General features: G+C 36.6%; 11 protein-coding genes and 1 tRNA gene. 10 read left to right on the top strand and 2 right to left on the bottom strand.

Features of this window, described 5'->3' with window-relative positions; translation table 11 throughout:
- The first annotated feature begins 60 nt into the window (after positions 1–60).
- Positions 61–963, top strand: a complete 903-nt coding sequence (locus FFM61_RS07060; RefSeq protein ID WP_074427834.1) for an ABC transporter ATP-binding protein — start codon at positions 61–63, stop codon at positions 961–963.
- Positions 956–2,197: an ABC transporter permease gene (locus FFM61_RS07055; RefSeq protein ID WP_083194521.1), complete on the top strand. Its 1,242-nt coding sequence runs from the start codon at positions 956–958 to the stop codon at positions 2,195–2,197. The genes FFM61_RS07060 and FFM61_RS07055 overlap by 8 nt, the downstream gene beginning before the upstream one ends.
- Before the next feature lie 120 nt (positions 2,198–2,317).
- Here the strand turns inward: FFM61_RS07055 and FFM61_RS09200 are convergent, their stop codons facing one another.
- Entirely contained in the window at positions 2,318–2,443 is a 126-nt protein-coding gene (locus FFM61_RS09200) for a hypothetical protein (protein ID WP_255313619.1), read from the bottom strand.
- A 124-nt stretch (positions 2,444–2,567) separates the two neighbouring features.
- On the opposite strand from FFM61_RS09200, the gene uvrC reads away from it, so the two are divergent.
- From uvrC to FFM61_RS07035, 4 genes are all read left to right on the top strand, one after another.
- On the top strand, positions 2,568–4,361 hold the full coding sequence (uvrC, locus tag FFM61_RS07050) for an excinuclease ABC subunit UvrC (RefSeq protein WP_074427836.1): 1,794 nt from the start codon (positions 2,568–2,570) through the stop codon (positions 4,359–4,361).
- A gap of 91 nt (positions 4,362–4,452) precedes the next feature.
- Complete coding sequence (gene obgE / locus FFM61_RS07045; RefSeq protein ID WP_074427837.1) at positions 4,453–5,763, top strand: GTPase ObgE; 1,311 nt, start codon at positions 4,453–4,455, stop codon at positions 5,761–5,763.
- A 90-nt stretch (positions 5,764–5,853) separates the two neighbouring features.
- Positions 5,854–6,555 carry a YigZ family protein gene (locus tag FFM61_RS07040; protein ID WP_074427838.1) on the top strand — a complete coding sequence of 234 codons (702 nt, stop codon included), beginning with the start codon at positions 5,854–5,856 and terminating at the stop codon, positions 6,553–6,555.
- 73 nt (positions 6,556–6,628) lie between these two features.
- The gene (locus FFM61_RS07035; RefSeq protein WP_074427839.1) at positions 6,629–7,240 is read left to right on the top strand and encodes a DUF1361 domain-containing protein; all 612 of its coding nucleotides are present in this window, start codon (positions 6,629–6,631) and stop codon (positions 7,238–7,240) included.
- A 63-nt stretch (positions 7,241–7,303) separates the two neighbouring features.
- Here the strand turns inward: FFM61_RS07035 and FFM61_RS07030 are convergent, their stop codons facing one another.
- Complete coding sequence (locus FFM61_RS07030) at positions 7,304–8,533, bottom strand: multidrug efflux MFS transporter (RefSeq protein ID WP_074427840.1); 1,230 nt, start codon at positions 8,531–8,533, stop codon at positions 7,304–7,306.
- Between the two features lie 410 nt (positions 8,534–8,943).
- On the opposite strand from FFM61_RS07030, the gene ruvA reads away from it, so the two are divergent.
- From ruvA to FFM61_RS07010, 4 genes are all read left to right on the top strand, one after another.
- Positions 8,944–9,534, top strand: a complete 591-nt coding sequence (gene ruvA / locus FFM61_RS07025) for a Holliday junction branch migration protein RuvA (RefSeq protein WP_074427841.1) — start codon at positions 8,944–8,946, stop codon at positions 9,532–9,534.
- Between the two features lie 14 nt (positions 9,535–9,548).
- Positions 9,549–10,559: a Holliday junction branch migration DNA helicase RuvB gene (gene ruvB, locus FFM61_RS07020; protein ID WP_074427842.1), complete on the top strand. Its 1,011-nt coding sequence runs from the start codon at positions 9,549–9,551 to the stop codon at positions 10,557–10,559.
- 18 nt (positions 10,560–10,577) lie between these two features.
- Positions 10,578–11,624, top strand: coding sequence for a tRNA preQ1(34) S-adenosylmethionine ribosyltransferase-isomerase QueA (gene queA / locus FFM61_RS07015; RefSeq protein ID WP_074427843.1), 1,047 nt, complete (start codon positions 10,578–10,580; stop codon positions 11,622–11,624).
- A 90-nt stretch (positions 11,625–11,714) separates the two neighbouring features.
- Positions 11,715–11,786: transfer RNA gene (locus FFM61_RS07010), tRNA-Gly, on the top strand.
- Positions 11,787–11,887: the final 101 nt, after the last annotated feature.

Genomic DNA, 11,887 nt, shown 5'->3' with positions numbered 1-11,887 from the left:
ACTTTCATAAGTATGATATTCTATTAATGTTAACTGCCAATGTAATATAGGAGTTTTTATATGATTGAATTAAAAAATTTAACCAAACAGTTTGGTGACAAACTAGCGGTTGATGATATGAACATGCAACTAAAGCCGGGTCATGTTGTTGGTCTAATTGGGCAAAATGGTGCTGGTAAGACAACGACTTTTCGTATGATGCTAGATTTCATTCAACCAACCAAGGGCACAATCAGTTGGGATGGTCATCCCATTATGAATGAAGATAGGCAAAATATCGGCTTTTTACCAGAAGAACGGGGCTTATACCAAAAAGTATCAGTAGAACAGCAGGTGGTTTATTTTGCCGAATTGCATGGTATGAAAAAATCTGATGCCAAACAACAGTTAAATTTATGGATGAAAAAATTAGATGTTGTTGGTAAAGTTTCTGATAAAGTGCAAAGTTTATCAAAGGGTAATGCACAAAAAGTGCAATTAATTGCAACTGTGATTACAGAGCCTTCATTGTTAATTTTAGATGAACCTTTTACGGGATTAGATCCAGTAAATACGCAATTAATGATGAATGAAATTTTACGACTTAAACAAAATGGTGCCCATATTATTTTTAGTTCGCATAATATGAGTGGTGTTGAAAAATTATCTGATGAACTGTTAATGTTAAAACATGGTAAAACAGTACTAAGTGGGGAACTGAATACGATACGCGAATCATTTGGTCGTAGCGAGATTTATCTGGAATCTTCAGTTACGGATGAACAATTGTTAGCAATCCCTGGTGTATTAGATATTCAATCGGAAGGTGTTGGCCGACATCTTAAATTAGGTGATCCGAATGCTGGTAAGGAAGTCTTTTCGGTAGTGGCTAAGGATGGATATGTACCGGTATTTTCACAGCAACCACCAACCTTAGATGAAATTTTCCGTCGTGAAGTAACAGGGGGAAATGTTTATGAGTAAACGACAATTATATTTAGTAGCGCATCAAACATATCTGAATCGTTTTAAGACGTTTGGCTTTTGGTCGGTTGTTTTAGCACCGTTGCTAATTGTTTTGGCAATTGTTGGTATTACATTGATTATGGATGCAACGCAAAGTCATAAGCAACCAACTGTTGCGGTTGTTGCTAACCAGCCCTTAAATCGTTATTTAAAACAAAATAAAGCAGTGGCAGCAACGTTTAAAAATGTTGATTCATTAGCAACCGCAAAACAGGATTTAAAGCAAGATAGAATTGATGGCTATTTAACATCAACGCCAACGAGTTATGCGTTAAGGATGTCAGTTGATGCTGAAAATTTGTCAGAGACAACTTTACAAACGACAATTGATCAGTATCATATGCTTAGTCAGGCTGATAAATTACATTTGACGCCAAATCAACTTAATAGTTTGGTTTCAAAACCAGATTTTCAAACCAGTATTTATAGTAAAAGTGGTAAGTCATCACAAGGCGGTCAGGCAACAGATCAAGCTAATCAGATGTTATCAGCCGCGCTAGGAATTTTTATTTTTATCTTTCTAACTGCTTATGTTGGGATGATTTCACAAGAAATTGCTAACGAGAAATCATCACGTATCATGGAAATTTTGCTGGCAGTGACCTCGCCGGGGATCCAATTCTTTGGTAAATTATTAGGGATAGCCGGGTTAGCAATTACGCACGGTTTAATTTATCTTGTGGTAGTTGGGGTAACGGCAATTTTCTTTGGTGATAATCAATTCGTCAAGCTGATTAAAGGTCTCTTAACGGGTGTAGATACAGAATTTGCAATTATGACGGGACTTTTGGCACTTGTTGGTATCTTTTTGTACATGATTTTAACAGCAATTGTTTCAGCAATGGTAAATGACCTGAGCCAGGTGCAACAAGCAGTTTCACCAATAACGTATATTGCGATGATTGGTTATATTTTGACGTTTGTTTTGAATGGTCAACCTAATAATGCGTTTATTAATGCTTTGTCATATGTCCCATTTATTTCGCAAACCCTGATGCCTGCACGTTTAGGATTGCAATATGCAAACATGTCAGATGCATTTATCGCATTAGCGTTAGAGATAATTGTCTTAATTTTCTTAGCACGTTATGGACTACGTGTGTATAAGCGTAATGTTTTAACTTATAATGATGGTAATATTACTAAAGCAGCATTGCTTAGTTTAAAAGGACTTTTCTCGAAAAAATCATAATGGTTATATAAATTAACAACCCTGTACTATTGAGAAAATAGTATGGGGTTGTTATGATTAAATAAGTAAATAAAAACTAAAAACCACCATTTAATTATGGTGGTTTTAATATCGTTATCTTTAATTTTCTTCGTGATCGTTCTTACTAAGAAAACGATCTTTGTCCTTGTCATTCAAGTCAGGGATGTCGAATAGTTCGTCAACCTGACGAGTTAGTTCATCGTTTCTTTTTGTTTGTAGTGGCATGAAAGAGAACCTCCTAATTAATAAATTAGACTTATTATAGCATGTTTGCTTAATAATTGGTTAAATGCCTGGTAGTGATATAATATAAAAAATTGTCAGCTAAATCATAAAGGAAGGCGACTAGATGACAACAAAACATATTGAACAAAAGTTAATGTTATTACCCGATTTGCCAGGTTCATATCAAATGAAAGATAAAAATGGCAAAATTATCTACGTGGGTAAAGCTAAAAATTTAAAAAACAGAGTCCGTTCGTATTTTAAAAGTGACCATACTGGTAAAACAGCTCAGTTAGTAGAAAATATTGCTGATTTTGATTTTATTGTGACTAGTTCAGAAAAGGAATCGTTACTTTTAGAAATTACGTTGATTCAAAAATATCAACCTTACTATAATATTCGTTTGAAGCGGGGGACTGGTTATCCATATATTAAAATTACCAATGAACGTGATCCACAAATTTTACTAGCTAATGAGGTAACGAAAGATGGTGCTCATTATTTTGGCCCATATCCCAATGTGTATGCAGCACAAGAAACACTTCATTTCTTACAAAAAGTGTATCCTTTACGCCGGTGTAATGGCTATCAAGGACGACCTTGTTTATACGCAAATATTGGGCAATGTCTAGGTGCCTGTTATAAAGAAGTCCCTGCAGCTGAATATACTGAGCAGATTAAAAAGATCAAACGCTTTTTAGATGGTGATACGAAAGAAGTTCGTAAGATGTTGCAAAATAAGATGGCGACAGCTGCCGCTGACATGGCGTATGAGCGGGCGGCCGATTTACGTGATCAAATAAAATTTATTGAGGCAACGGTAGAAAAGCAACAGATTATATCGCGTGATGGGACACCACGCGACATCTTTAACTTTTATATGGACAGAGGTTGGTTGTCGGTACAAATTTTCTTTATTAGACAATCACGCTTATTGAAGCGAGAAAAGCGTTTGTTTGCTATTATTGATTCACCAGAAGAAGAGTTAGCCCAGTTTATTTTACAATTTTATAATCGTCGTAATTCTGTGTTGCCAAAGGAAATTCTTGTTCCTAAAGGTGTTGATACACAGTCGATAGCGGCTGTATTGAATACGCCTGTTAGAACGCCTCAACGTGGTGAAAAGCGGGCATTATTGGAATTGGCTGGTAAAAATGCCAAAATTGTTTTAGATGAAAAGTTTCGTTTATTAGCAATGAATGAATCAAAAACAACGGGCGCAATGCAAGAAATTGCGAATGCATTAGGGATTGAAAAAATCAATGTGATTGAAGCATTTGATCATTCTCATTTACAAGGTGCAGATATGGTTTCAGCTATGGTGGTTTTTGAAGATGGTGTCCCAAACAAGAATAAGTACCGTAAATATAAAAATAAAAATGTCTTGCATGCAGATGAACGAGCTGAAACAATGGAAGTGATCCGGCGACGTTACACGCGGCTATTAAAAGAACATAGCACGTTGCCAGATTTGATTCTTATGGATGGTGGTGTGATTCAATTGAATGCAGCTAAAGAAGTGATTGAAGATGAGCTGGGGTTGTCGATTCCAGTGGCGGCAATGGTTAAGAATGAAAAGCACAAGACTGCTGATTTGTTAAAAGAAGAAGGTGCAGACCATGTACATCTTGATCCAAATTCACAAGGTTTTTATTTATTACAGCGTATTCAAGATGAAGTACATCGTTTTGTGATTACTTTTCATCGCCAATTGCACTCTAAAAGTTCACTTGGTTCAAGGTTAGATGAAATTGCAGGTGTAGGACCTAAAACACGACGTAAATTGTTGACTAATTTTGGGTCAATGAATAAAATGGCGCAAGCATCAATTAGTGAGTTACAAAAACTGAGTATATCTGAAAAAGTAGCTAATAATATCAAAATTTCCTTAACGGCAACACAACATCATGCTGACTAATGGTGGTCAAATATGAGAAAGTGCTGTAAAATGAAATGCGACAGTTTACAGTTGGCTAAGGAAGCTAAAAAAGAAAGTGAGGTCATAAACGATGGCGTTTGTCGACCAAGTAAAGATTTTTGTTAAAGCAGGAAAAGGTGGCGATGGAGCAGTCTCTTTCCGTCATGAGAAATATATTAATATGGGTGGCCCTTTTGGTGGCGATGGTGGTAACGGTGGTTCAGTAATCATGGAAGTTGATGAAGGATTACGTACTTTGATGGACTTTCGCTATAAGCGTCAATTCAAAGCAAAAGTAGGTGGCAATGGTGCTACCAAGGCTATGACTGGACGCTCAGCAGAGGATTTGATCATTCGCGTACCACAAGGAACAACGATTACCAATAGCGAAACTGGTGAAATTATTGGTGATTTAACTGAAAAAAATCAACGTCTAGTTATTGCGCAAGGTGGTCGTGGCGGTCGTGGTAATATCCGCTTTGCTTCTTCTAAGAATCCAGCGCCCGAAATTGCTGAAAATGGAGAGCCAGGTGAAGAACTTGATATCGCCTTAGAGTTGAAAGTTTTAGCGGATGTTGGATTAGTTGGTTTCCCATCTGTAGGGAAGTCAACGTTGCTGTCAGTTGTGACGGCGGCTAAGCCGAAAGTTGCAGCTTATCATTTTACGACCTTAGTTCCTAATTTGGGAATGGTTCGTTTAGAAGACGGTCGTGATTTTGTAATGGCAGATTTGCCGGGGTTAATTGAAGGGGCATCTGAAGGAGTTGGCTTAGGAATTCAGTTTTTACGTCATGTGGAACGTACGCGTGTTATTTTGCATATGATTGATATGTCTGGTGTTGATCCTGAGCAAGATCCATATGATAACTATCTAAAGATTAATCAAGAGCTAGCTGCATATGATCCGGCCCTATTAGAACGTCCCCAAATTATTGTACCAACTAAGATGGATATGCCAGATGCACAAACCGCTTTGGCCATGTTTAAAGATCAGTTGCAAAACGATGAAAATATACCCGATAATATTGAAATTATGCCAATTTCTTCATTGTCACGTGAAGGTCTAGAACCATTGTTACGTCGAACAGCTAATTTGTTAGATGAAACACCAATATTCTTGCCTAAGGGTATGGTTGAAGATGATGCAGATCAAGCTAACTATGAATTTGAAGAACGTGAGCAACCATTTGAACTAAGTCGTGATGAAGATGGTGTTTGGGTGCTATCTGGAAATGAAATTGAACGTTTGTTTAAACGTACAAATACAAATTATACCGAATCATTGATGCGTTTTGCCCGTCAAATCCGATTTATGGGTGTTGATGAAGCGTTGCACGCAGCCGGCGCAAAAAATGGTGATACGGTGCAAATTGTGGACTTCCAGTTTGAATACGAAGATTAGTAGCGGTTTTTAATTTTAGAAGATGCTTGTTTTCGACCATTGTTCGAAAATGGGCGTTTTTTATTTTATTAGATGTTGAAAGGAGTAATTATGGCAGGAAATCAAGTTGAGCATGTTAGCGAGTTAGGAAAGTATATTACGATTGCTAATCAACAGGTTACGTGGGAGCGAACAATTAAAAAATCACGGTTTATTGTAAGCATGACTCGGGTTTCTAATGAAGAAGAAGCAAAAGAATTTATTGAGTCAATTAATGTAAAACATCGTAAAGCAACACATAATGTTTGGGCATACATGTTAGGAAATCGTAATGAAGTCCAACGGTATTCTGATAATGGTGAGCCGGCAGGAACTGCGGGCGTACCAATGTTGGAAGTGTTGAAAAATAATGCAATTCGGGATATAGCTGTCGTGGTTACGCGTTATTTTGGGGGTATTAAATTAGGGGCAGGTGGTCTGGTTCGTGCGTATGCTGGGACAGTTGTTGGTGGTGTTGAAGATTGTGGATTAATTGAGCGGATTCAACGTCATGAAGTTAGTTTAAAAGTTTCGTATAGTCAATATGAATCATTGGCTTATTGGCTAAAGAAACACGATCATGAAATTTTAGATACAGACTATACAGCTGATGTGATAATTAAAGTGGCAATAGCTGATGATGATATGATGACATTTAAAGCGGCCGTTATTGATGAATTGGCTGGTCAAGTCGAAATCGTTGTTGGTGGTATAGATTGGTTTGAGGTACCATATCCACAGCGAGTTAGTGCTAAAACAGAAACATTAAAATAGACTTTAAGTCTTTTTTACATTAGACGGGGTATAATTAAAGTGATTTAATGAACAAAAAGTATTGGAAGAAAAAATGAAAAAAGATATTCTAAGGGTGCACTTAGTCGTTTTAAGTTTGCTTTTAGTCATTTGGCTTGTGCCAACCAACTATAATTTTCTGATTTGGAATTTATTTTTGGCATTAGTACCTTTCGACTTGGCTTTAATTATTAGGTACTTAAGCGGTAAAAAAGGGCAGTTATTATTGAAGTTAGGACTAACGGTGGTATGGTTAGCGTTTTTCCCTAATGCGATGTATATGGTGACTGACTTTAGTCACTTATCTTCAATTGGTACGGGACTAATGACCGAAACACAATTTTTTAATTATGCAATTTTAGCAGTTGGTGTTTTAATGGGATTGCTATTTGGCTTGTCATCAGCCCATATCATTGGCCGAGTTTATGGTGGTGTACTATCATCAACATGGACGGTTGTATTGTCATTTGTGTCTGCCTATGGTATTTATTTGGGAAGATTTTTACGAATTAATTCATGGGAATTAATTAGTGCACCACATAAAGTACTGACTTTATTTCTAACATCCTTATCATCACATAGCTTAGTATTTGTTATATCATTTGGATCACTACAGTTTGCGTTGTTAGTGTTGTATCATATGATGAGACGTATAAATACTGATTAAAAAAGTCTGTCATTGATTTAATCTCATGTAAGGTGAGATTAATTAATGACAGACTTTTATAGTTTATAAATTAAGATTTTTATCATGCTTTAATGACTTCGTACGATAGAAGAATAAGCAAGCGTTAACCAAGATTAACAGTGCACTGGCAATAAAAATTCCGTTATAGTCAAAAAACATTGCAACAACAGTGCCCATGATTGGACCGAAGACGGATCCTAATGATTGAAATGATTGATTATAAGCAAAAATGCGAGAAGTAACCTGAGTTGGTGTTGTTTTGGTCAATAATGTTTGAACAGCAGGTAGCATCGTAGCATCAGAAATACCAATCATAAATCTTAAAATAACTAATTGCCAAATGGCTGTCACAAAACCAGTTGGTAACATGAAAATAAATGCTAAGCTAAATCCCATTAACATAATGCGATGTGTGCCAATTCGATCGCCTAATTGTCCAAAACGAGGTGCTGCAAGCATCGTAGCAATTCCAGGCATTGCAGCTATAATCCCAGCCCACAGTGTTGTGCTGCCAGAGCCATTATTAAGCTCACGGACAAACAATGCAATAATAGGGCTAATTGATTGATTAACTATTTGGATGATAAAAGTTGTTGTAAACAAACCAATGGTCAATTTAGGATAGGATAATTGGGAAAAAATTTCTTTACGAGAAGGTGATTTACCTTTTGGAATGGGAATAAATTCTTCTTTGACCAAAGTGATAACTAGTAAAAATACTAATAGAAAAATAATACCAGTAATAATAAAAGCTATCCGGTAATTAACAAGTGAGGCGAGGACACCACCAATAAATGGGCCTAATAACTGCCCACCAGTAACACCAGTCACAAGTGTTCCTAACGCATAACCTGATTTTTCTTTAGGTGTTTGGGTTGCAATCATCGCATTAGCGTTAGAAATGAATCCGCCGCATAAACCTTGAAGTGCCCTTAAAAAAATAAGTTGCCAAATATTTTGGACAGCCCCCATTAAGAAAAAGACAATTGCCATACCTAATGAAGCACGGATTAACATTAGTTTGCGACCACGACTATCGGCTAATTTTCCCCAAAATGGTGAAATGATTGCTGTCATTAAAAAGGTAATGGAGAAGGTTATGCCGCTATAAAAAGTTAGTTGATTTTTTGTAAAATTTCCTAATGTATCAACGTACAAAGATAGAAAAGGCATTACTTCACTGAAACCAACACCTGTCATAAAGACACCAAACCAAAGGATAAAGATATTACTTTGCCAAGTTGGTAATTGTGACAATTTTTCTTTCAACATACAGGTCTCCTAATTTAAAATGTTTTTCTTACTTAACTATTTATTTTACGCGTTTTGACAGTTTCCTGCACGATTAGTGCCTTTTAATAATTGGTCACAACAAAAGCGAGCTAATTAATAATTAGCTCGCTTTTGCTATAGGTTTAATAAGAGATATGTTAATTGAGTGTTTACTATCGTAAATAACTCTTCGCTTTATGAGGGAGCGAAACGACTTAGCAATAGTGTGTATGGCAGCTACTGCTTAACTTAAGTCGATAAGTATATCGTAACCAATAGATATGAAAAAAACATGAATTTTATGGTAACAAATTTTGGTTATCGTGAAATGCGAATCGCTAATTGTCAATTAGCATACGCTGCTTTTCTGCTATAATGAAAATAACGATTTATTGGAATGGGAGAAAAAAATGTACGAATATTTAAAGGGGCTGATCACAGAAATCTCTCCGAATTATATTGTGATTGATATACAGGGAATTGGTTATCGAATTTTAGTTGCTAATCCATATGCATTTTCTTTGGATAGTAAAATGACAGTCTATGTTGAACAAATCATTCGTGAAAATGAACATACTTTGTATGGATTTTTGAACAAGCAAGAAAAAAACTTATTCCAAAAGTTATTAAATGTTTCTGGTATTGGCCCTAAATCAGCATTAGCTATTTTGGCTAATAATGACCATACAGGGTTGATTAATGCGATTCAACAAAGTGATGTTGGATTTTTAACAAAGTTTCCTGGTATTGGTAAAAAAACAGCGCAACAAATTGTATTGGACTTACAAAATAAATTATCGGATTTGGTGTTAGCAAATGATGAAATGGCACCTGTTGTACCGGCGGTTAGTTCAAATAGTCAATTAGCGGATGCGCTTTTGGCTTTGGAAGCGTTAGGTTATGCTAAAAAGGATATTAACCGTGTTGAAAAAGCATTACGTAAACTGGATGAACAAACAACGGCTAAATATGTTAGTGCTGGGTTGAAACTATTACAGTAAGGAGATGTTATTAGATGGCAGAAGATTTTATACATGACATGTCCACTGATGATGGTGAAGAAACGGTTGAGCAAACTTTACGGCCCAATACCTTACAACAATATATTGGGCAAGCTGATTTAAAGCAAAGATTACAGGTTTATATTGAAGCAGCGCAACAGCGTTCAGAACCATTAGATCATACATTGTTATATGGACCACCTGGATTAGGGAAAACGACGTTAGCAATGGTTGTTGCCAATGAAATGGGTGTGGGTCTAAGGACAACTTCTGGTCCCGCTATTGAAAAATCTGGTGACCTATTGGCTTTGTTAAATGAATTAACGCCAGGGGATGTTTTGTTTATTGATGAAATTCATCGGTTGCCAAAACAAGTTGAAGAGATGTTATATTCGGCTATGGAAGATTTTTATGTTGATATTATTGCAGGTGAAGGTCCTACGGCACACCCAATTCATTTTCCACTACCACCGTTTACCCTCATAGGGGCTACAACTCGTGCTGGTATGTTGTCACAACCATTACGTGACCGATTTGGGATTGTAGAACATATGGCATATTACACACACGATGAATTATCACAAATTATTAAGCGTTCATCAGATGTTTTTAATATCGAAATTTCTGGTGAGGGTGCGTTTGAATTAGCACGACGCTCACGAGGGACACCGCGTATCGCTAATCGTCTGTTGAGACGAGTTCGTGATTTTTCAACGGTTAAAGGTCAAAAGGTTATTAATGATGAGATGGTCAATTTTTCTTTACAATTATTGAAAATCGATAGCATGGGACTGGATGAGGTTGATCATAAAATTTTGCAAACAATGATTACCTTTTATCAAGGGGGGCCAGTTGGTGTAAATACGATTGCTGCTAACATTGGAGAAGAAGTTGATACAATTGAATCAGTATATGAACCGTACTTATTACAAATTGGCTTTTTACAGCGAACACCGCGTGGGCGGGTTGTGACATTGGCAGCGTATCAACATTTAAATCTACCGGTGCCTGATACTAAACAATAACAAGGGGATTAACGATATATGGCAGAAAACTTTACAAGTTTAAGTGATTTTGATTATGAATTACCGCAAGAACTAATTGCACAGACACCATTAAAGAGGCGAGATGGTTCACGTCTATTAGAAATGAATGCTGATACAGGGGTCCTTCATGACCGTCATTTTTACGATATTATTGATTATTTAAATCCTGGTGATGCTCTTGTTATGAATAATTCACGGGTTTTACCGGCTCGTTTGTATGGTGAACGTCCGGAGACTGGTGGGCATGTTGAAGTGCTTTTACTTCGGCAAGACCAAGATGATGTTTGGGAAACATTGGTCAAGCCAGCTAAAAAATACGTAGTCGGACAAAAAATCACTTTTGGTGATGGTCGTTTGACAGCAGAAGTGATTTCGGAATTAGAACATGGTGGTCGAATGATTAAGTTCCATTATGAGGGTATTTTTTTAGAGATTTTAGAAGAGTTAGGTGAAATGCCTTTACCTCCTTATATTAAGGAAAAGTTGGAAGATCAAGAACGGTATCAAACTGTTTATTCAAAGGTGAATGGCTCGGCTGCTGCACCAACTGCAGGGTTGCATTGGACGCCTGAATTATTGCAAAAAGTAGCTGATAAGGGCATTAAGTTAGTTGAATTAACATTACATGTGGGCCTTGGTACTTTTAGGCCAGTTGAAGAAGACAATATTGACGATCATAAAATGCACTCAGAGTTCTATCAACTAAGTCAAGAAGCAGCGCAAACGTTAAATCAGGTTAAAGCAAATGGGGGTCGCATTGTTGCCACTGGAACAACTTCCATTCGTACGTTAGAAACAATTGGGGCTAAATTTGATGGTGAGTTAAAAGCTGATTCAGGTTGGACGGAAATATTCATTAAACCTGGCTTTCAATGGCGTGTTGTTGATGCATTTATTACTAATTTCCATTTGCCTAAATCAACTTTAGTGATGCTGGTAGCTGCTTTTACTGGTCGGGATAATATTTTAAATGCTTATGAACATGCTGTTAAAGAACAATATCGCTTCTTTAGCTTTGGGGATGCTATGTTTATTCATCATTAGCAAGTAGTTTAATATTTATTTGATAAAAGTGTTGACTTTGTCTTAAACAATGTGTATTATAAATATTGTTGTTGACGTACGAAACACTTTGCGGATGTAGTACAATGGCTAGTGCTCCAGCCTTCCAAGCTGGGAATGCGGGTTCGATTCCCGTCGTCCGCTTTGCATTATTTATTTAATGTACAAGTTGATCATTGAAAACTGAATATCGTTTCGATAGAACAAATGTGTAGGGTCTTCAAGCATTAAGCTTGAAACAAAAA

The sequence above is a fragment of the Weissella hellenica genome, assembly GCF_005405545.1.
Lineage (GTDB): Bacteria > Bacillota > Bacilli > Lactobacillales > Lactobacillaceae > Weissella > Weissella hellenica.
Note: the sequence above shows the minus strand (reverse complement) of the source record. Positions and strands in the feature narration are given on the sequence as shown.

Excerpts from the sequence above, each read along its gene's own strand:
- ruvA (WP_074427841.1), top strand. The coding sequence starts at position 8,944 with ATGTACGAATATTTAAAGGGGCTGATCACAGAAATCTCTCCGAATTAT.
- FFM61_RS07055 (WP_083194521.1), top strand. The coding sequence starts at position 956 with ATGAGTAAACGACAATTATATTTAGTAGCGCATCAAACATATCTGAAT.
- FFM61_RS07060 (WP_074427834.1), top strand. The coding sequence starts at position 61 with ATGATTGAATTAAAAAATTTAACCAAACAGTTTGGTGACAAACTAGCG.
- FFM61_RS07030 (WP_074427840.1), bottom strand. The coding sequence starts at position 8,533 with ATGTTGAAAGAAAAATTGTCACAATTACCAACTTGGCAAAGTAATATC.
- FFM61_RS07040 (WP_074427838.1), top strand. The coding sequence starts at position 5,854 with ATGGCAGGAAATCAAGTTGAGCATGTTAGCGAGTTAGGAAAGTATATT.
- queA (WP_074427843.1), top strand. The coding sequence starts at position 10,578 with ATGGCAGAAAACTTTACAAGTTTAAGTGATTTTGATTATGAATTACCG.
- ruvB (WP_074427842.1), top strand. The coding sequence starts at position 9,549 with ATGGCAGAAGATTTTATACATGACATGTCCACTGATGATGGTGAAGAA.
- uvrC (WP_074427836.1), top strand. The coding sequence starts at position 2,568 with ATGACAACAAAACATATTGAACAAAAGTTAATGTTATTACCCGATTTG.
- FFM61_RS09200 (WP_255313619.1), bottom strand. The coding sequence starts at position 2,443 with ATGCCACTACAAACAAAAAGAAACGATGAACTAACTCGTCAGGTTGAC.
- FFM61_RS07035 (WP_074427839.1), top strand. The coding sequence starts at position 6,629 with ATGAAAAAAGATATTCTAAGGGTGCACTTAGTCGTTTTAAGTTTGCTT.
- obgE (WP_074427837.1), top strand. The coding sequence starts at position 4,453 with ATGGCGTTTGTCGACCAAGTAAAGATTTTTGTTAAAGCAGGAAAAGGT.